The 20,061-nt window shown below is 67.7% G+C and carries 16 protein-coding genes and 1 pseudogene; 6 read left to right on the top strand and 11 right to left on the bottom strand.

The genetic code is table 11. The features are described from left to right. Nucleotides 1-49: 49 nt before the first annotated feature. Entirely contained in the window at nt 50-1,465 is a 1,416-nt protein-coding gene (glgC, locus tag QFZ65_RS11005) for a glucose-1-phosphate adenylyltransferase (RefSeq protein ID WP_306910332.1), read from the bottom strand. A 103-nt stretch (nt 1,466-1,568) separates the two neighbouring features. Here glgC and glgA point away from each other — a divergent pair, with 103 nt between their 5' ends. After that, nucleotides 1,569-2,774, top strand: a complete 1,206-nt coding sequence (glgA, locus tag QFZ65_RS11000; protein WP_306910330.1) for a glycogen synthase — start codon at nt 1,569-1,571, stop codon at nt 2,772-2,774. 154 nt (nt 2,775-2,928) lie between these two features. On the opposite strand, the gene QFZ65_RS10995 is transcribed toward glgA, so the two are convergent. Continuing rightward, on the bottom strand, nt 2,929-5,073 hold the full coding sequence (locus QFZ65_RS10995; protein ID WP_306910329.1) for an acyl-CoA dehydrogenase: 2,145 nt from the start codon (nt 5,071-5,073) through the stop codon (nt 2,929-2,931). Beyond that, on the bottom strand, nt 5,070-5,819 hold the full coding sequence (locus QFZ65_RS10990; protein ID WP_373427579.1) for a TetR/AcrR family transcriptional regulator: 750 nt from the start codon (nt 5,817-5,819) through the stop codon (nt 5,070-5,072). Before QFZ65_RS10990 ends, QFZ65_RS10995 begins: the two co-directional genes overlap by 4 nt. Before the next feature lie 61 nt (nt 5,820-5,880). On the opposite strand from QFZ65_RS10990, the gene QFZ65_RS10985 reads away from it, so the two are divergent. From QFZ65_RS10985 to QFZ65_RS10975, 3 genes and pseudogenes are all read left to right on the top strand, one after another. Further along, nucleotides 5,881-7,248 (top strand): acetyl-CoA C-acetyltransferase, encoded by a 1,368-nt coding sequence (locus QFZ65_RS10985; protein WP_306910325.1) that lies wholly within the window; start codon nt 5,881-5,883, stop codon nt 7,246-7,248. Nucleotides 7,249-7,258: 10 nt separating this feature from the next. Further along, nucleotides 7,259-8,599, top strand: a complete 1,341-nt coding sequence (locus QFZ65_RS10980) for a 3-oxoacyl-ACP reductase (RefSeq protein WP_306910323.1) — start codon at nt 7,259-7,261, stop codon at nt 8,597-8,599. Then, nucleotides 8,596-9,508: pseudogene (locus QFZ65_RS10975) on the top strand (MaoC family dehydratase). Before QFZ65_RS10980 ends, QFZ65_RS10975 begins: the two are co-directional and overlap by 4 nt. A 17-nt stretch (nt 9,509-9,525) precedes the next feature. On the opposite strand, the gene QFZ65_RS10970 reads toward QFZ65_RS10975, so the two are convergent. Genes QFZ65_RS10970 through QFZ65_RS10950 form a run of 5 tightly spaced genes read right to left on the bottom strand, consistent with a single transcriptional unit; the run spans nt 9,526 to nt 14,073 of the window. Then, nucleotides 9,526-10,650 (bottom strand): aromatic acid exporter family protein, encoded by a 1,125-nt coding sequence (locus QFZ65_RS10970; RefSeq protein ID WP_306910321.1) that lies wholly within the window; start codon nt 10,648-10,650, stop codon nt 9,526-9,528. Between the two features lie 49 nt (nt 10,651-10,699). Beyond that, entirely contained in the window at nt 10,700-11,821 is a 1,122-nt protein-coding gene (locus QFZ65_RS10965) for a serine hydrolase domain-containing protein (RefSeq protein WP_306910319.1), read from the bottom strand. 3 nt (nt 11,822-11,824) lie between these two features. After that, on the bottom strand, nt 11,825-12,934 hold the full coding sequence (locus QFZ65_RS10960; RefSeq protein WP_306910317.1) for a glutathione S-transferase family protein: 1,110 nt from the start codon (nt 12,932-12,934) through the stop codon (nt 11,825-11,827). A gap of 9 nt (nt 12,935-12,943) precedes the next feature. Then, nucleotides 12,944-13,723, bottom strand: a complete 780-nt coding sequence (locus tag QFZ65_RS10955) for a M50 family metallopeptidase (RefSeq protein ID WP_306910315.1) — start codon at nt 13,721-13,723, stop codon at nt 12,944-12,946. After that, on the bottom strand, nt 13,720-14,073 hold the full coding sequence (locus QFZ65_RS10950) for a TraR/DksA C4-type zinc finger protein (RefSeq protein WP_306910313.1): 354 nt from the start codon (nt 14,071-14,073) through the stop codon (nt 13,720-13,722). The genes QFZ65_RS10955 and QFZ65_RS10950 overlap by 4 nt, the downstream gene beginning before the upstream one ends. An 89-nt stretch (nt 14,074-14,162) precedes the next feature. Here QFZ65_RS10950 and malQ point away from each other — a divergent pair, with 89 nt between their 5' ends. Beyond that, on the top strand, nt 14,163-16,361 hold the full coding sequence (malQ, locus tag QFZ65_RS10945; protein WP_306910312.1) for a 4-alpha-glucanotransferase: 2,199 nt from the start codon (nt 14,163-14,165) through the stop codon (nt 16,359-16,361). A gap of 16 nt (nt 16,362-16,377) precedes the next feature. Beyond that, nucleotides 16,378-16,839: a GatB/YqeY domain-containing protein gene (locus tag QFZ65_RS10940; protein ID WP_306910310.1), complete on the top strand. Its 462-nt coding sequence runs from the start codon at nt 16,378-16,380 to the stop codon at nt 16,837-16,839. Nucleotides 16,840-16,927: 88 nt separating this feature from the next. On the opposite strand, the gene QFZ65_RS10935 is transcribed toward QFZ65_RS10940, so the two are convergent. Genes QFZ65_RS10935 through QFZ65_RS10925 form a run of 3 tightly spaced genes read right to left on the bottom strand, consistent with a single transcriptional unit; the run spans nt 16,928 to nt 19,990 of the window. After that, the gene (locus tag QFZ65_RS10935; RefSeq protein WP_306910308.1) at nt 16,928-18,160 is read right to left on the bottom strand and encodes an amidohydrolase family protein; all 1,233 of its coding nucleotides are present in this window, start codon (nt 18,158-18,160) and stop codon (nt 16,928-16,930) included. Continuing rightward, the gene (locus QFZ65_RS10930) at nt 18,157-18,612 is read right to left on the bottom strand and encodes a GAF domain-containing protein (protein WP_306910306.1); all 456 of its coding nucleotides are present in this window, start codon (nt 18,610-18,612) and stop codon (nt 18,157-18,159) included. Before QFZ65_RS10930 ends, QFZ65_RS10935 begins: the two co-directional genes overlap by 4 nt. Next, the gene (locus QFZ65_RS10925; RefSeq protein ID WP_306910304.1) at nt 18,599-19,990 is read right to left on the bottom strand and encodes an MFS transporter; all 1,392 of its coding nucleotides are present in this window, start codon (nt 19,988-19,990) and stop codon (nt 18,599-18,601) included. The genes QFZ65_RS10930 and QFZ65_RS10925 overlap by 14 nt, the downstream gene beginning before the upstream one ends. Nucleotides 19,991-20,061: the final 71 nt, after the last annotated feature.

Here is a 20,061-nt window from a genome sequence, read left to right as displayed (position 1 = left end):
CAATTTTACAGCCTGCGGGGAGCCCGGGCGGCCGGGCTCCCCACAGGTGTCAGGACGTGCTCGACTGCTGTGCCGGAACTTCCACGCCGACGGCGGCCGCGTGGGCCTGTCCGGCCTTCGCGGTTGATTCCTGCCATTCCGGAAGGTTCTCCGAGGCCGCCTTCACCGCGTCAGGAACGAGGTGCAGGTTGGCGGCCGAGAGGGAGCGCTCCGCGTCTCCGGGCTCCGGAACCTCCTGGCCCTTGGACAGCACGGTGATGCCGGAGTCCGTGACCTTGAAGCCGCGGGCGCGGTCCAGTTCAGGATCCAGGCCGATGGCGGCACCGGCCGGAACCCGGACGTTCTTGTCGATGATGGCGCGCCGGACGACCGCGCCCTCGCCGATGCTGACCTTGTCCATGAGGACGGAGTCGATCACCCGGCTGGATGTATCGACGTAGACGTCGTTGGACAGCACGGAGCCCTCAACTATGCCGCCGGAGATCACTACGCCGTTCGCAACGATTGAGTCCAGCGCCGTGCCGACGGTGTTGCCCCTGCCGCGGACGAACTTCGCGGGCGGGGAAATGGTCTGCCGCGTGTAGATCGGCCATTCCGAGTTGTACAGGTTGAACACCGGCACGGGGGAGATGAGGTCCATGTGCGCGTCGTAGAACGAGTCGATGGTGCCGACGTCGCGCCAGTAGGTGCGGTCGCGTTCGGTGGAGCCGGGGATGTCGTTGAGGGTGAAGTCGTAGACCCCGGCCTCTCCCTTGTTGACGAAGTAGGGAATGATGTCCCCGCCCATGTCGTGCTTCGTGTCGAGACGTTCGGCATCGACGTGCAGGGCCTCGACGAGGGCGTCGGCGTCGAACACGTAGTTTCCCATGGAGGCGAGGAACTGCGTGGGGTCGGCAGCCAGTCCGGGCGTGGAGGACGGCTTTTCGACGAATGCAGCAATCTTCTGCGGATCGTTCTGGTCCACCTCGATGACGCCGAACTGGTCGGCCATGTGCAGGGGCTGCCGGACGGCGGCGACGCTGGCCCGGGCACCGCTGTGCACGTGCTGGGCGACCATCTGCGCAAAGTCCATCCGGTAGACGTGGTCGGCGCCCACGACGACGACGATGTCCGGGTTGGCGTCGTGGATCAGGTTGAGGGACTGGTAGATGGCGTTGGCGCTGCCGAGGAACCAGCTCTTGCCCACCCGCTGCTGGGCGGGGACCGAGGCGACGTAGTTGCCCAGCTGGGTGGACATCCGCCACGTCTCGGAAATGTGGCGGTCGAGGCTGTGGGATTTATATTGCGTCAGGACGACGATCTGCAGGTAGTGGGAATTGACCAGATTCGATAAGGCAAAGTCGATGAGCCGGTAGCTGCCCGCAAACGGGACGGCAGGCTTGGCCCTGTCCGCCGTCAGCGGCATGAGCCGGTTTCCTTCGCCACCGGCGAGGACAATCGCCAGGACCCTTTTTGTATGCGGCATAATGATCGCTCCTGAACGCCTTTGTTGCTCCCCAATAAATATCCGGCACGCCCGGACGTCTTTACACTAGATCAGTTCGACCGTAACGACTACCTTGGGCTTTGTGCGAATAGACATTGTGACCAAAGAATTCCCGCCCGAAATCTATGGCGGCGCCGGAGTGCACGTGGCTGAGCTCAGCAGGGTGCTTGCCCAGCACGTGGATCTGCAGGTGCGTGCCTTCGGCGCGCCCCGGGACCCGGAGTACCACGGAGCGGCCGTCACGTCCTACCCGGTGCCCGAGGACCTGGCCGGGGTGAATGCCGCCGTGCAGACCCTGGGGGTGGACTTGCGCATCGTTCCGGATATTGCCGGAGCGGACCTCGTGCACTCGCACACCTGGTATGCCAACATGGCCGGACACATCGCGGCGCTGCTGCATGGGATCCCGCATGTCCTCAGCGCACACAGCCTCGAACCGCTGCGCCCGTGGAAAGCCGAGCAGCTCGGCGGCGGCTACGCCGTGTCCTCGTGGGTGGAAAAGACCGCCTATGAGTCCGCCGCCGCCATCATCGCCGTCTCCGAGGGGATGCGCCAGGACATCCTGCGCAGCTACCCGGACGTGGATCCGGCTAAAGTGCGCGTCGTGCACAACGGCATCGACGTCAGCCTCTGGACCCGGGACGAAGGCGACGACGCCATCCGCGCCCTCGGGATCGATCCCACCCGGCCCAGTGTGGTCTTTGTAGGCCGCAACACCCGGCAGAAGGGTGTGCCGTACCTGCTGCGCGCCGCCGCCAAACTCCCGGCCGACGTCCAGGTGGTCCTTTGCCTCGGCGCCGCGGACACCCCTGAGCTCGCGGCCGAGACGGCGCGGCTGATCGAGGACCTGCAGAGCCAGCGCGACGGCGTCGTCGTGGTGGAGCGGATGCTGCCGCGCCACGAACTGGTCCAGGTCCTCAGCCACGCCACCGCTTTCGCGTGCCCGTCGATCTACGAACCGCTCGGCATCGTGAACCTTGAAGCCATGGCGTGCGGTGCGGCCGTTGTGGCCAGCGCCACCGGTGGCATCCCCGAAGTGGTGGCGCATGGCGAGACCGGCCTGCTTGTGCCGATCGAGCAGGTTTCGGACGGCACCGGCACCCCGCTGGATCCGGAAAAGTTCGTGACGGAATTCGCCGCGGCCCTGACCGAGGTGGTCACTGACCCCGAGCGTGCCCGCGCTATGGGCGAGGCCGGCCGGCGCCGGGCAGAGGAGCACTTCTCCTGGGAGTCCATTACGGAAACCACCCTTGAGGTGTACCGCTCGGTGCTTCCGAAGGGTTCCTGACAACGGAAGACCAACGACAGCGAAGAGAAACGACGTCGAAGACGAACGACGACGGCGCCGCCCCGGTTGAGGGGGCGGCGCCGTCGCTGTCTCCGGCTGGAAAACCCGGCCGGAAGACCGGGCTCGACAATCCGGCTCCGGTGCCGGCGGAGGGTCAGCGCCGCTTCAGCCCGGCGGCTGTGCGGGCGAGGAGGAGCTTCTCGTCCACGGGCGCCTGGCCGCTGGCGCGTTGCTTGCGGAAGTGGTCCCGCGCCTCGTCCTGGCGGGCCTTTTCGGCGCCCGTGGAGATCGCGGCGCGGAGATGCTCCGGGCCGAAGCCGAAGGCGTCCACCAGATCGAGGGCGTGCGGGCGGAGTTTCACCAGTAGCCGGTTGATGTACTCGCCCACGGTCCGGCCGCGCTGCATCGAGAGCCGGCCGTTCATCAGGTACCAGGCGAGGTTCTTCTCGATCAGGGACAGCCCGAAGAGGTCGCGGAGCCAGGTCAGGACCGCCTTGGTGCCGGGATCCTCGATTTTGCCGAGGGCTTCGGTGAAGGCTTCCCACTGGAGCAGTTCGGCGTGGGCCTGGGCGGCTTCGATGAGTTCGTGCTGGTGCCGGTTGAACAGCGCCGCACCCTGCTGCTGCGGAAGCTTGCTTGCGCCCTTGAGGGCGGCCGCGACCTCGGCCACCATGGTCTGGACGCGGTCGGTCAGCAGGGTCCGCTGGCCGGTCTCGTCCTTGATCGCCAGAGCCGCCTTCTGCACCGAGCCGGAGTCCGCCACGAACTGGGCCACGCCGCGCAGGCCGCTGCGGTGCAGGGCGACGCCGGTGGCCTGGCCGACCACGTAACGGGCCAGCACGCCGAACTTCACGTTGCGGAACTCCTTGGCGTAGTCCGCCAGCAGGCGCTTGGCCACAAGCTGCAGCAGGACCGTATTGTCGCCCTCGAAGGTGGCATAGACGTCCAGGTCGGCACGCAGGGAGGCGAAGCGGTTCTCGATCAGGAAGCCGGCACCGCCGCAGGCCTCACGGCATTCCTGCAGGGTGTCCAACGCATGCCAGGTGCTGAGCGGCTTCAGTGCGGCGGCGAGGGTCTCAAGGTCCTGGCGGTCTTCGTCGCTGTCGGTCCGGCCGGAGAAGACGTCGTCGAACTTCTGCAGCAGCTGTTCGCTGGCGAAGCCTGCGGCGTAGGTGGTGGCAAGCCGGGTGAGCAGCCTGCGCTGGTGCCGCTGGTAGTCCATCAGGACCTCCTCATCCGTGCTGGAGGAGGCGTTGAACTGGCGGCGTTCGGTGGCATACTGGATGGCCGTCTTCAGGGCCAGCTTCGACGCCGTCACGGCGGCGCCGTCGAGCGACACGCGGCCCTGGACCAGGGTTCCGAGCATCGTGAAGAACCGGCGGCCCGGGCTGGCGATGGGGGAGCTGTAGCTGCCGTCGGCGTCGACGTTTCCGTAGCGGTTGAGCAGGTTGGTGCGCGGTATCCGCACGTGCGTGAAGTGGAGCCGGCCGTTGTCGATGCCGTTGAGTCCGCCCTTGATGCCGTCGTCCTCGCCGCCGATGCCGGGCAGGAATTCCTTGGTCACGGGGTCCCGGAGGTCCATGTAGAACGCGTGGACGCCGTGGTTGACTCCGCGCGTGATGAGCTGGGCGAAGACGACTGCGCCGAGCCCGTCGAGGGCGGCGTTGCCGATGTAGTCTTTCCACGCTGCCCGGAACGGCGTGTGGACCACGAATTCTTCGGTGTCGGGGTCATAGGTGGCGGTAGTGGCGATGCTGGCCACATCGGAGCCGTGGCCGGTTTCCGTCATGGCGAAGCAGCCCGGAATCTCCAGGCTCATGATGCCGGGCAGCCACTTTTTGTGGTGCGCCTCGGTGCCCAGGTGGTTCACGGCCGAGCCGAAGAGGCCCCACTGCACGCCGGCCTTGATCTGCAGCGAGGGGTCGGCGATGACCAGCTCCTGGAAACCGGCCACGTTGGAGCCGTGTTCGTCCATGCCGCCCACGGACCGCGGGAATGCGCGGTGGACGGCGCCGTTCTCGACCAGGATCTGCAGCTGCGCGGACACGCGCCGGCGGTGTTCCGTGTGGGTCAGGCCCTCCGTCTTGTGCAGCTCGGGCCGGGCAGCCAAGTCCCGGGACGCCCGCCGGGCATCGGCCCATTCTCCGAGCAGCAGTTCGCCGAGCGCGGCCACGTCGACGGCGTAGGGAACGGCCGGCGCCGACGCGCCGGATGCCTTGGCGGGGTCCGCCGTGCCCGCCTTTGACGGGCGCTCGGTGGCGTCGACGGGACCGGTGGTGCGGTCCGCTAGTTCGGTCATGTCGCTTCCTTCGTTTGTTCTGTCAGGGTCGGTTCCGATCCCTGCGGTTCGAGGTTCCGGAGCTCCGGGGCTATGCCGATGCAGAGCCAGTCGGTGATCTGCCGGGCCATGGTTTCCTGATCCGGTTTGCCGGGGGAGGCCGGACTGGCAAGCCATTGTTCGCCGGCGTTCCGGACAAGCCCGATCGCAGCGTTGGGCCAGTACCCGATGACGGCTTCCCGTCCCGCGGAGGGGGCGAGGTGGCTGCGCATGGGCCGGGCGATCATGTCGCTGATGGCTGCAAAAAAGTGGCCGAGGGCGCCGGCTGTGGCAAGCGGGCCGCTGGCCGCTTCCCCGTCCCCCGCGGCGGGGCGGGTGACGAAGGTGTAGACGTGGGGGCTCGTTTCGGCCATCTGCAGGTAGGCGGAGACCATGGCGAAGAGGCCCTGGCGGGGGGTCTGGGCACTTTGCGCGGCTTCCTGGATGCGCCGCTGCATCTGGCTGAGCACCACTTCGCCCACCGCCTGCTGGAGCCCCGCCTTGTCCCCGAAGTAGCGGTAGAACACCGATTTGGAGGTTCCCGCAGCCGCGGCGATCTCCTCCATGGAGGCATCGCTGCCCAGGGCATGGACCGCCTTGCGGGCGGATTTGATCAGCTCACGACGCCGGTCCTCACGGTGCTGCTGCCAGCGTGAGGCGCGGCCATCAACGGACGAAGACTCGTCCCGGGCAGCACCGGTATCGGGGAGGTCGGCGGGGTTGTTCACGATACCCAGCGTATCAGGTACGCTTGGTATCGGTAACCCGCTTCCAGCTAAGGAGACAGCCATGTCCGTGTCAGGACAATCCGCAACCGGACTTACGGATTCAACCGCCTCCGTCCCATCCGCGGCAGCGCCGCAGCTGCGCAAAGCAGTGGTGGTCGGCGGTAACCGTATTCCCTTCGCCCGGACCGGCGGCGCCTACACCAAGTCCTCGAACCAGGACATGCTCACCGCAGCCCTCGACGGCCTGATCGCCCGGTTCGGCCTGCAGGACGAACGGATCGGCGAAGTCGCCGCCGGCGCGGTCCTCAAGCACTCCCGTGACTTCAACCTGACCCGCGAAGCCGTTCTGGGGTCGCCGCTGTCCGCTGAAACCCCCGCCTACGATCTGCAGCAAGCCTGCGCCACAGGGCTGGAGACGGTCCTCGGCCTCGCGAACAAGATCAAGCTCGGCCAGATCGATTCCGCCATTGCCGGCGGCGTCGATTCGGCCTCGGACGCGCCCATCGCCGTCAGTGAAGGACTCCGCGAGGTCCTGCTCGACCTGAACCGGGCCAAAACCATGCCCCAGCGGCTCCGGATCCTCAGCCGCCTCCGGCCCAAGGATCTCGCCCCCGATGCCCCGAACACGGGTGAGCCGCGCACCGGCTTGTCGATGGGCGAACACCAGGCGCTGACCACCGCCCAGTGGAAAATCACCCGGGAAGCGCAGGACGAACTGGCCTACAACAGCCACCGGAACCTCGCGGCCGCCTACGACGCCGGCTTTTTCGATGACCTGATCACTCCCTACCGCGGGCTCAGCAGGGACTCCAACCTGCGCGCGGACACCAGCATCGAGAAGCTGGCCACGCTCAAGCCGGTCTTTGGCAAGAACCTGGGTGCTGCGGCGACCATGACCGCCGGCAACTCCACGCCGCTCACGGACGGCGCCTCCACCGTCCTGCTCGCCTCCGAGCAGTGGGCCGACGACCATGACCTGCCCAAGCTGGCCGCCGTCGTCGATGGTGAAGCCGCGGCCGTGGACTTTGTGCACGGCAAGGACGGACTCCTGATGGCCCCCGCCTTCGCGGTGCCGCGGCTGCTTGCCCGCAACGGCCTCACCCTTGACGACATCGACTTCTTCGAGATCCACGAGGCCTTCGCCGGAACAGTGCTGAGCACCCTCGCGGCCTGGGAGGACGAGGAATTCGGCCGCACCCGGCTCGGCCTCGACGGCGCCTTCGGCAGCATCGACCGGTCCAGGCTCAACGTCAACGGTTCCTCGCTTGCCGCCGGCCATCCCTTCGCCGCCACCGGCGGGCGGATCGTCGCCTCACTGGCCAAGATGCTGCACGCCAAAGGCCGGGAGGACGGGCGCCCCGCACGTGGCCTGATCTCGATCTGCGCCGCCGGCGGCCAGGGCGTCGTCGCAATTCTGGAAGCACTCTGAGGGGGATCCGATGACGGACAAGTACACCGAACTGGTCAGCCGGGGCTTCGGCAGGGACATCGCCAAGAGACTGGGCCTGCCGCAACCGGTTCGGCTGCGCCGGCACCAGCCGGGAGAACCGCTCGCGGAGGGGCCGGTGCTGGTCCAGGGGACCGGCACCGGTGCCGATAAACTGGCATCCCAGCTCCTTTCCTGGAACCTCGACGTCCGGCGGCATGCCGTGCCGAAGGAAAAACTGAGTGCCGTCATCCTGGTTCTGGATGAGCTGTGCCGCCCGGAGGATCTGGCCCAGCCGGTGCTCACGGCAGCACCTTCCCTGCGGGATCTGGCACCGAACGCCCGGGTCATCACCGTCTCCCGGGCGGCGAAGAACGCCACCGGCCCGGCTGTGGCGGCGGCCCGGCAGGGTGTCGACGGCCTGCTGCGGTCGCTCGCCAAGGAACTGCGCGCAGGTGCCACCGCCAACGGCATCCTGCTGGCCGACGGAACCGGCACCACCAGCCCGAGCACGCTGGGGGCCGTGCGGTTCTTCCTCTCCGGACGGTCGGCGTTCGTAGACGGACAGTTCCTGACCGTGACTTCCGACGGCGGGGAGTTGCCGGACGACGTCGAGAAGCCGCTGGCGGGCAAGGTTGCCGTGGTGACCGGAGCCGCCCGCGGCATCGGCGCGGCGATCGCCCGCACCCTGCACCGCGACGGAGCCGTCGTGGTCGTCGTCGACCTTCCCTCCGCGGGGGACCACCTCGCCGAGGTGGCAAACGGCGTGCGCGGCACCGCCCTGCAGCTGGACATCAGCCGCGAGGACGCCGGGCAACGGATCATCGACCACGCGGTGCAACGCCACGGCCGGCTGGACATCATGGTCCACAATGCCGGGATCACCCGGGACAAGCTGCTCGTCAACATGGACCCGGCCCGCTGGGAGTCCGTCATCGGCGTCAACATCGCCGCGCAGCTGCGCATTAACGAAACGCTGCTCGGATCCGAGCATTTCCGGACCACTCCGCGGATCGTGTCCGTGGCCTCCACGAGCGGTATCGCGGGAAACCGGGGCCAGACGAACTACGCGGCCTCCAAGGGCGGCGTGATGGGCATGGTCCGGGCCACCGCGCCGCTGCTCGGCGCGCACGGCGGCTCAATCAACGCTGTGGCGCCTGGCTTCATCGAAACCGAGATGACAGCCAGGATGCCGTTCGCCACCCGGGAGGTGGCCCGCCGGCTGAACTCCCTGCAGCAGGGCGGCCAGCCCACCGACGTTGCGGAAGCCATCGCCTTCCTGGCGAGCGACGCGGCCGGCGGAATCTCCGGGGAGGTGCTGAGGGTCTGCGGCCAGAACCTGGTCGGAGCATGACCGGCCCCCAGCCCGTGGTCCTGGGCGAGATGCCGTCACTCTCGAAGCTGTACCTGAACGCTGCCGCCACAGCTGCCCGGCGCCGGGTGCTGGGCACGCACACGGCCACAACACTGCCGGACGGAAGCCATGAGGTCCGCGGAGTGCGGCCCGACGTCGGGAACCTCACCGCCTACCAGCACCTGGTCGGCGAGACCGCCAGTGACATCCTGCCGGCCGGGTTCATCCATGCGCTGGCGTTCCCGGTGGCCATGAGCGTGATGAACCGGGACGACTTCCCGCTGCCCCTGCTCGGCATGATCCACCTGGGGAACAAGGTGGTGCAGTCGGCGCCGGTGCGCTTCACGGAAGCCGTGGACATCCGGGCGGTGGCGGAAAACCTGCGGGGCCACCGCTCCGGCACACAGCTGGATCTGGTGGCCGAGTTGCGCGGGGCGGGCGACGACGCCCTCCGCTGGCGCGGCGTATCCACCTTACCTCGCCAAGGGTGTGTTCCTGCCCGGCATCGACAAGCCGTCCGCCCCGCCGGAGCGGCTGGACTTCCAGGCACCGGACCCGACCGCGCTCTGGCAGCTGGGGGTCGACACGGGACGCGCCTACGCCGCGGTATCGGGGGACTTCAACCCCATCCACCTGAGCGTCCTGTCGGCCAAGGCGCTGGGGATGCGGCGTTCCATCGCGCACGGCATGTACCTCGCCTCGCGGGCGCTGGCCGATGTGGGTGCGGCCAAAGGGGAATCGTTCCGCTGGGACGTGTCGTTTGACGCTCCGGTCTTCCTGCCCGCCCGGGTGACCCTGGACATCAGCACTGTCCAGGACGGCGACGGCGGCTGGCAGCGCTCCGACTACGTCGCGTGGAACCCGCGGTCCGGACGCAAGCACTTCAGCGGTACGGTGAGCGCACTGTAGGCAGTGCGCACCCGCCCCTACGCCTCCGACGTCCGTACCACGCGGAGCATCCGGTGCAGGCTCAACAGGATCGACTGCACCGCGCTCGGCTCCTCCGTTGCGGCCCCCTCCACGGCCAGGCGCCGGCTGAGTTGCTGCACGGCATCCTCGGCCGTCCGTGTCATCTCGTCCTGCCGCTCCGGCCCCTCTTCCTCGGCGGGGATCAGCACATCGCCTACCGCGGCCATGGCCTCGGACAGCGGGGCGGCGTACTCGTCCGGGACGACGAAGGGCGTGTCGTCGGCCCAGATGACATCGGAGAGCACCTGTGTCACATCCTGGACATGGAACGTGACCCGCTCCAGGTTCCGGAGTTCGCGGTAATCCTCGTCCAGGTCCCGGGGGTGGAGGCGCCGGCGCGGGTTGGCCCGGCGGCTGGCGTCCGCTTTTTCCACGGCCAGCCGCACCGAGCTCGCCGACGCGGCGAGCGCATCCGAGCGTCGTGACCATTCCTCGTGCTCCGGCGGCCAGTTCTCCTTCAGGGCCGTGGCCATGTCCGCCAGCTGCCGGGACAGTGCCAGGCGGTGTTCCGCGATGCTGAGGGCTGCGGCTTTGAAATGCAGCGGCGGGAACACGAGGAGGTTCACGATGATGCCTACGCTCACGCCGGCACCCATCTGGACGAGGTAACCGAAGGAGAACCGGTCCGGGTCATGGCCGCCGACCAGCAGGACCAGGAGCGCCGCCGTCGGAATCCAGTCGCTGCCCGAGCCGATCCTGGGCAGGCCGGCGAGGATGACGCCCAGTCCCATCACAACGGCCACCGTGACCGGACTCGGATCGCCCAGGCTGAACAGCATGAAGGCCAGCCCGATTCCTATCGCGAGGCCCACCAGCGTCTGCACGCCCTGGCGCATGGAGCCGGAAACGTTCTCGTACATGGCCACCAGGGCCCCGAGCGGGGCGTAGTAGGGGTAGTCGGCTGCCGAGCCCGGCATGTAAGGGGCGATATAGAACGCAAGGCCTGCAGCCAGTGCCGCCTTCAACGCCAGCTGCAACCGGGGCCACAGCAGTGCCGAGTTTACGCTGGCTCCCAGGCGCCGCCAGAGTCGACGAAGCAGCGGCGGGTGTCCGGTTTCAGGTGCCTTCTGTGGAGTAGTCATTCCGGTTCACCCTAGGTTGGCGGCATTGTTGCTACAAATGGACGAACCCTCAGGGGGCCGTGGCCGCGGCTTCCCGGACGGCAGCAGAGAGGCGGTGGGCTCGTCCGAGGCTGCGGCCCTCTTCAGCCCGGCGGGGAACATATCCGAAAGCGAGGCCGTAGCAGGGGTCGGCGAAGCCGAGCGCCGCGTTCGCCCCCTCGTGCCCGAAGGCCTGATAGCTGCCAAAGTCGCGTCCCGGCTGCGGTTTCATGAACACGACGGCGAACGCGTCGTCCTGGCCGGACGCCCGGTCGCGCCCCCAGACCTGTTCCTCGGACATGGCTTGGACGGTGCCGGGCGTCAGGAACGGCGCGGTCCCCTCAACCCCCGTCGTCGCGGCGGCATAGAGCCGGGCAAGGCCGTCCGCGGATCCCACACCGCCGGCGCTGCTCATCCCCAGGCCGCGGACGACGCGGTGGTTAGGGAGTTCCAGGATGGTACTCACCGGTGCGTTGCTGCTCAGTCCTTCGAGGCTGAGCGGATCAAGCCACGGCTGGTCCGGGTCGTCCTCGTAGAGAACCTCCCGGAAGCGCGGTTCCTGGTCCTCGGGCAGGCCCAGGAAAAAGTCGATCCCGTAGGGCCGGCGGATGCGGGTGTCGTACATCTCCTGCAGGGTGGCGCCGGCCACCCTGCGGCACAGCTCCTCCATCAGGATCCCCATAGTGACGGCGTGGTACCCGAACGCCGAGCCCGGCCTCCACAACGGCACTGCCTGCGCCAGCCTGGCGGCCGCTTCCGCCGTCGTGAACTCCGCCAGGGCGAACCCGCCGGCGACGCCGGGAACACCCGCCTGGTGGGAGAGGGCCTGCCGGACGCTGAGCCGGTCCTTGCCGTGGGCGCCGAACTCGGGCCAGTAGGAAGACACGGCCCGGTCAAGGTCGAGGCTCCCGTCCTGGACGAGCAGGGCGACCACCATGGCCCCCACGCCCTTAGAGCAGGAGTACATCCCGGTGATGTCGCCGGGGGCCAGGTGGGGCCCGCCGCTGAGATCGACTACCTTGGCCCCGCCGCAGTAGACCGCCAGCTGGGCACTGTAGTCCGGGTCCTCCGCGGGGAACGAGTCGAACAGCTCCCGGACGCCCGCAAAGTCCGTCGCGGCCAGGCCGATGGAGCGCGAGGTCAGCGGCGGCATTCCTCAGGCCGCCCCGTGCCCGGGGGCGACCTCTTCGCCTTTCCGGACCGGCCCCGGCGGTGTGCCGTTGCCGAAGGGCCGGCCGCCGAGTGATTCACGGCCGTGGGCGCTGAGCCAGTTGGCCAGGTCGGGGCCCTTCGGGACAATTCCGGTGGGGTTGATGTCCTCGTGCACGATGTAGTAGTGCTGCTTGATCTGCACGAAGTCCGTGGTGTCGCCGAACCCCGGCGTCTGGAAGAGGTCCCGGGCATATGCCCAGAGCACCGGCATCTCGCTGAGCTTTTGCCGGTTGCACTTGAAGTGGCCGTGGTAGACCGCATCGAAGCGGGCGAGGGTGGTGAAAAGCCGGACGTCCGCCTCGGTGATCGTGTCGCCTACGAGGTACCGCTGCCCGGCCAGCCGCTCCTCCAGCCAGTCCAGGGCGGTCCACAGGCGGTCGTAGGCTGCGTCGTAGGCTTCCTGCGATCCCGCGAAGCCGCAACGGTACACTCCGTTGTTGACCTCGGTAAAGACCCGCTTGTTGACCGCGTCGATCTCGTCCCGCAGGTGCTCAGGGTACAACTCCGGGGCGCCGGGCCGGTGGTAGGCGGTCCACTCGGTGGAAAAATCCAGCGTGATCTGAGGGAAGTTGTTGGTCACCACCTGCCCCGTCGGCACGTCGACGATGGCCGGTACCGTGATCCCGCGCGGATAGTTGGGGAACCGGGCGAAGTAGGCGTCCTGGATCCGCTCGATGCCCAGGACGGGGTCCTTGCCGCCGGGGTCCAGGTCAAAGGTCCAGGAGCGGGCGTCGTGGGTGGGGCCCGGCTGTCCGAGCGAGATGACATCCTCCAAACCCAGCAACCGGCGCACAATAACGGTCCGGTTGGCCCAGGGGCAGGCGCGCGCCGCGATCAGTCGGTACCGTCCCGGTTCCACCGGCCAGCCGGGTTCGCCGTTGCTGCCCGGGACCCCGTCCCTGGTAATCCGGTCCTCGATGTAGTTGGTGTCCCGCGTGAACTCGGCCCCGCCCGTGACGTAGGCGCCACGGGTGCTGAACCCGCTGCCCTCGGTGTGGCTGGCGCCGCACTGGTCCGCACGGGAGGGGCTCTTGCTCGTGGATGTCTGGCTCATGGTCCCAGCCTATGTCCCCGGATCGCCCGGACCCAGCAGGGTGGCGAGGACCTGCACCATCGGCTGCCACGCAAACCACCAGGCGCCCCCGACAACAGCGGCGAAGAGCACAATCCACACGATGGCGGGAACGGACGTGGCACGGAAGAGCAGGTACGCGTCCGACGTCGGCAGGCGGTCCCGGCGCCGCAGGTGGACGTTAACCAGCTTTGTCAGGTCGCGGACGGCGGCCACCAGCAGTGCCAGCCCGAGCACGATCATCACGTGGCCGTTGAAGCCGGGCGGTACGAACAGGACGAGGAGCGCGGCGGCCAGTACGGCTGCCGCGGTGATCAGCAGCCCCATCCCGTTCCGGATGAACACGAACGAAGCCAGCAGCACCAGGGTTCCCACGGACATCGCGGCCGGCCCCCACCCGTTGAACCCGCACCAGACCATGGCCGCCCCGACGACGGCCGGCGCGGGGTAGCCCCAGAACGTGGACCAGGCCGCGGGGAGTCCGCCCCGGCCATATGTCGTGGTGGTGCCCGAGTGATCCAGGCTCAGGCGGATTCCGCCAAGGCGCTGGCCGGTCAGAAGAGCCGCGAAGGCGTGGCCGAGTTCGTGGATGACGGTGGCAAGCAGGCCGAAGTAACGCCAGGTAGCGCGCGGGAGCGACAGGGCGACGGCCAGGAGCACCACAAGGACGAGTTCGGTGCCGGTGACGTGGGGGAGCGGGGACTGGGTGAAGCCGGCGACGGTCCGGTCCCACCAGGTCCCGGCCAGGTTGTCCGCGAGGGGAGCCGTCATGCCCTGCCTGAGCTGTGACGGATGCAGTACGGCGTCCAGGGCCTCGCCTCGAGGCGCCCCTCCGGAATTTCCTGTCCACAGACCGCGCAGAGGCCGTAACGGCCGGCGGCAATGCGCTCCAGGGCTGACTCGATCTGGGCCAGCCCTGCGGTGCTCTGCTGCAGCAGCGCCGAGGCCTGGGAGAGTTCGAACGCGATGGTGGCCCCCTCCGGATCGTGTTCATCATCCACGTTCGAATCCTGCCGGGCGGCATTCACCGAGGTGATGTCCCGGCGGAGGGAGGGAAGGAGGGCTAGTTTCCGGAGGCGCTCCTCCTCGAGGAGAATCCGGAAGCGTTCGACGTCGACCATAGGCAGCAAGGCTAGCGCGGAACGTGCGGCAGCGCCCAAAGTGGGGCAAGAGCGCGGCGGGGACCGGTGGCAGCGTCTAGAGTGTCCCCATGGCGGACATTGCACTCAACGACAACACAACCACCGCAAGCGGGCTGCTGCGGGAACTCGCGGCCGCCCACGGCGTCGGGACCATGTTCCGGGGCTGGGACGGCGTCGAACGCTCGGTCCCGGACGGCACCCTGCACAGTGTCCTGGCGGCACTGGGCGTCCCTGCCGCGGACCCGGACCAGCTGCAGCAATCCCTGCGTGAGACGATTCTGGCGCCCTGGCGGCGCCTGCTGCCGCCGGTCGTGGTGGCCCGGCAGGGTCAGGAAACCCAGGTGTTCGTCCACGCCCCGCAGGGACAACAGGTTCGCGTCTGGATCGAAGCCGAGGACGGCAGCCGGCACGAGCCCGCGCCGCGGGACACCGGGGACCAGCCCGTCGACGTCGACGGCGTCCTGACCGCCCGCAGGGTTTTCGCGATCCCGGAAGACCTTCCCCTTGGCTGGCACACCCTGCTCGCGGACGCCGGAGGCGCCCCGGCCCGGTGCACCCTCGTGGTCACCCCGCAACAGCTCCAGACCACAGCGGCGCTCGCGGACCGGCGGGACTGGGGGCTGACGGCCCAGCTCTACTCGGTCCGCTCCTCCCGGTCCTGGGGAATCGGCGACTTTGCCGATCTCGCGGACCTCGCCACCGTCTCCGGGCAGGACGGCGCGGGCTTTCTGCTGGTCAATCCGCTGCACGCCGCCGAGCCACGGCCACCGGTCGAGGACTCGCCGTACCTGCCCGCCACCCGCCGCTTCTTTCATCCCCTGTACCTTCGCGTGGAGGAGATTGACGAGTTCGGTTACCTGGACCCGGCCGGGCGGGCGGAAGTCCAGCGGCTGGCCGCGGAGCTGGGCTCCGCCAACACTTCAACCGGCCTGCTGGACCGGAACTCGACCTACGCCGCCAAACTGGCCGCCCTTGAGCTCGTGTACGCCGTCCCGCGGGGTCCCGCCCGGGCGCGGTCGTTCACGGACTTCTGCAAGGAACAGGGGCAGGGACTCGACGACTTCGCGCTCTGGTGCGCGCTGGCGGAGAAGCTGTCCCCGGATGCGCGGGAGTGGACGACGGTGGCTTCTGCGCCCGACACCCCGTACTGCAGCGAGCAGCGGGGACTGCTCGCGGACCGGATCGACTTCCACCGGTGGTTGCAGTGGTGCTGCGACCAGCAGCTGGAGGCGGCGCAGCGCTCCGCCCGGGATGCCGGCATGGACGTCGGGATCATCCATGATCTTGCCGTCGGCGTGAAGCAGGACGGGGCCGACGCCTGGTCCCTTGCGGGAGTGCTGGCCGGGGACGTTTCAGTCGGCGCGCCGCCGGACGCGTTCAACCAGCAGGGCCAGGACTGGTCCCAGCCGCCCTGGCATCCGGGCCGGCTCGCGGAGTCCGGCTATGCCGCCTACCGCGACATGCTGCGCACGGTCCTGCGCCACGCCGGCGGTATCCGGGTGGACCACATCCTGGGCCTCTTCCGGCTCTGGTGGATCCCGGCCGGGTCCGGTCCCGGCGAGGGCACCTACGTCTATTACGACCATGAGGCACTGATCGGCATCCTCGCCCTCGAGGCGCAGCGGGCCGGAGCGATCGTGATCGGCGAGGACCTGGGCGTGTTCGAACCGTGGGTGCGGGACTACCTCGCCGAACGCGGGATTTTCGGAACGTCGATCCTCTGGTTCGAGCACGACGCCGACGGGCCGATTCCGCCCGAACGGTACCGCCAGCAGTGCCTGACCAGTGTGAACACCCACGACCTGCCGCCCACAGCCGGTTACCTGGCCGGCGAACACGTCACCCTCCGCGAGTCCCTGGGGCTGCTGCAGCGTCCTGTGGAGGAGGAACGCGCCGCAGCAACGGCCGAACAGGAGGCGGTGCTGGCGCTCGTCCGGGAGCGCGGGCTCCTGCCGGCTGCCGCCTCCCCGGGTGCAGCCCCCGATGTCCAGGCGACCGTTGAAGCCCTGTACGCGTTCACGGCCCTGGCGCCGTCGTCACTGCTCGGCGTGGCACTGGTGGATGCGGTCGGCGAAACCCGGACCCAAAACCAGCCCGGAACCAGCAGTGCGCAGTACCCGAACTGGCGCATCCCCCTGGCCGGTCCCGACGGCCCGGTGCTGCTCGATGGGCTGCCGGAGCATCCGGGTTACCGTTCGCTTGTCCGCACCGTCGGTACCGCCCTGCATTCCGGGGCGTCGACGGAGCAGGTCATGTCTGCCCAGTAGTGAAACGAGGAACACCATGTCACTGAAAGAACGCCTGAAGGAAGACGTCGTCGCGCATATGAAGGCGGGCAACAAGACCGCGCTGACCACTGTCCGCAACGTCCTGGGGGAGATCAGCACGCGGGAAAAATCCGGCAAGACCCCTGTCGAGCTGGACGACGCCCAGGTGACGTCGCTGTTGCAGAAGGAGGCGGCGAAGCGCCGCGATACGGCCCGCATCTACACCGAAGCGGGGGAGCCCGGGCGTGCTTCGGCTGAAGTTGCTGAAGCGGAGATCATCGAGGCCTACCTGCCGAAGGCGTTGTCCCGGGGCGAGGTTGAAGCCATCGTTGACGAGGCGATAGGGGTGTTGCAGGCCGATGGCCAGGAGCTGTCGGCGCGCTCGATCGGCCTCGTGATGAAGCCTGTCACGGCCAAGGTCGCAGGCCGTTTCGACGGCAAGACCGTCAGCGAGATTGTCCGCAGCCGCCTCATGTGACCGGCGCAATTCCTGCCGTGGGCACGCAGAAAAGAGAGCGGTCCCGGACACACGTCCGGGACCGCTCTCTTTCCGCAGCCGGGTTCAGCTAGCGCCCGGTGCTCGTTGAGCTGACGATGTCCCCTTGCTGGATGACAAAGTCGAGCCGGCTCTCGGCCAGGATTTCGAGGTCATTCAGCGGATCCTCCTTGGTGATGATGAAGTCCCCGGCCGCGCCCGGGGCGATGACGCCGAGTTCACCCTCGCGCTGGAGCAGCGCGGCGGCGGTGACAGTGGCACTGCGGATGACCTCTATGGCGGGAATGACCTTGCCCCGGATTGCGAACTCCTTCGCCTGGTAGCGGTGCATGCCGCCCAGGAGGTCCGTTCCGTACGTCAGGTTGATGCCGGCTTCGTGGGCTCTGCCAAGAGCCTCGTAGCCGCCGTCGAGGACAGCCGCGACCTTCTCCCAGTTCTCCTGGGACAGCCCGAAATCCCGGCCTTCCCGCTCCAGGGCCCAGTAGGTCACCAGTGTCATCGTCAGGAACGCGTTGCGTTCCTTGAACAATTCAAGGGACTCGTCATCCAGGAGGTTCCCGTGTTCAATTCCGCGGACGCCTGCCCGCAGGGCGCGGTTGATGGCACGGCCGGTGTACGCGTGGGCCGTGACGTACCGGTTCGCCGCTTCGGCTTCTTCCACCGCCGCCTCGATTTCTGAGATCGAATACTGGGTGGAATCGATCCGGTCGGTGGGTGAGGCTACGCCGCCGCCGGCCATGATCTTGATGTGGTGCGCACCCTTTCGCAGCTCGTCCCTTACCGCGAGGCGGACGGCGTCCACTCCGTCCGCAATGGTGCCGATGTGCGGCACGCAGTAGTCCCCGTCGTGTGAATGGCGGCCGCGGGCACGGGGATCACCGTGCCCGCCGGTCTGCGACAACGCCTTGCCGCCGAAGAACAGCCTCGGCCCGCGCAGCAGCCCCTCGGCCTGTGCATCGTGAAGGCCGAAGTCCGCGCCTGCTGCGTCCCGTACCGTGGTGAAGCCCCGTTCCAACATGGCGCCCATGATTTTGGCGGTGTTGAGTGCGACGTAGTTGGGGGACCACTCCCCGAGCTGGCCCAGATCGGCGGTGGCCGCCGTCACGTGGACGTGGCAGTCGATGAGCCCGGGCAGGACAAACCTTCCTTTGGCGTCCAGCTCCTCGACCGCACCGTCGTTGGCGAGGTTCTCGCCTATTTCGGAAATGATGCCGTCATTGACCTTTATGTCGCCTTTCCGGTAGGCGCCCTCGACGACGTCGAGGTAGGTGGCGTTCTTGATGAGCAGGTTCGTTTCGGTCATTTTTCCTTCATCGCTTCCAGGATCATGTTCTTGCTGCGGCGTGCTATGTCGACCGCCGTCGCGACGTCGTCATCCGTGTAGGTGCCTGCCGCATCGAGTATGTTCAGCGCCGCCACGGTGGTGCCCCCGTCGACTATGGGGGCGTTGATGATGGAGCCGCAGCCGAGGCTGCGGATCAACTCCGCATCCTTGAAGATCCGTTCCACATCCTCGGGTGTTCGCCCGAAAAACGGCACCTGTTCCGTCAGGCAGGCGGCCAGCCAGTCGGCGGCCACGTCCTGCGCGACCACCTTGCGTCCGCCCACGGGGTATTCGGCGGGATGGGAGGAGAAGATCCGCTCCATCACCGCACCTTCATCCCGGAAGGCCAGGACGGTGAAGAGCTTCACGCCCAGTTGCTCCTGCACCACGTGATACAGCGATTCGAGGGATTCGATGTCATGCTCCTTCATTGCGGGCTCCCAGGGGTTGCACGGCGGTTTCCTCGAGGGTGATGTCCTCCAGCGAGCGTCCCGCGGTCCGGACGGCGAACAGCAGGGTGCAGGCGACGCCGACCGCCAGGACGGCCGTCGTCATGCCAAAGACTCCCGCGAAGCCCCACTGGGTGGCGAAGAAGCCGATGATGAGAGGTGCGGTGATGGAGCCGATGCGGCCGAAGGAGGAACTGAGTCCGACGCCGGTGGCGCGCAGCCACGTCGGGAAGACCTCCGGCGTGTAGGCGTAGAGGCCGGCGTAGGTGCCGTTGAGGAAGAAGGACAGGAACATGCCCGAGACGGTTATCCACGCCGGGTCAGTCATGGTGCTCAGCCAGTAGGCGCTGACGGCCGATCCGACGAGGTAGATGGCAATAGTGTTCTTGCGGTCAAGCTTCTCGTTCAGCCAGGCGGCACTGAAATACCCGGGGATCTGCGCCAGGTAGATGTAAAGCGAGAACGTGAAGCTGGTGGTGACAGTCAGCCCCTTGCTGACCAGCAGCGTGGGGATCCAGGAGAAAAACCCGTAGTACGAGAAGGTGATGACAAACCAGATCAGCCAGGTCACGGCCGTGATGCGCCACATTTTGGGGCCCCACAGGAACTTAAGGGCCTTGCCCAGGGAGAATTTCACCGGCTCCGGCTCTTCTGCGTGGCTGGGGTCGACCGGCGGCAGATCGGTCCCGGTGGCCCGCAAAACCCGCTGCTCGAAATTAACCACCACGCGCTCGGCCTCGGCGACCTTGCCCTCATTCATAAGGAAGCGCGGTGACTCCGGCAGCGACCGTCGCCACCACAAGAGAAGCAGGATGGGCAGGAACGTGATGACCTGGGCCCATCGCCAGCCTTCCGGAAGGGGCACGACTATCAGGCCTATGAGGGCAGCACAGACGAACCCGAAGGAGAAGAAACCGGCCAGGGCGCCGACAAACCAGCCCCGGCGGCTGCTCGGGACGAATTCTGAAAGGAACGGTGCGATGATGGCGCTCTCTGCCCCGGCCCCGGCTCCCGCAATGACGCGGGCGATGAGGAATATTTCAAAGTTCCAGGAGACGGCAGCGACCAGCGATGCGATGGCGTAGACCGCCAGAGCCAGCATCATGACCTTTTTCCGTCCTATCCTGTCGCCCAGGACACCAGCAAAGGCGGCCCCAAAGAGGAAGCCGAAGGGTGCTGCCGAAGCCACCAGGCCAAGCTGGCTGTTGCTCAAAGCAAAGAATCCTTTGACTGCCGGCATGAGGAAAGCAACAACCGCGGCGTCCATCCCGTCAAAGGTGTAACCGAGGCCGCCGATGAGAAGTAATGCGTAGTGCGGCTTGCTCAGTGGCAGCCGGTCGAGCCTTGCGCTTAGTGACACTCAGGTCTCCTCTGGAGCTCGCGGAAAGGGTGGTCCACCTACGGCTGGTGGTGGACATCACACTAATGTGC

Source organism: Arthrobacter sp. B3I9 (assembly GCF_030816935.1).
GTDB lineage: Bacteria > Actinomycetota > Actinomycetes > Actinomycetales > Micrococcaceae > Arthrobacter.
Note: the sequence above shows the minus strand (reverse complement) of the source record. Positions and strands in the feature narration are given on the sequence as shown.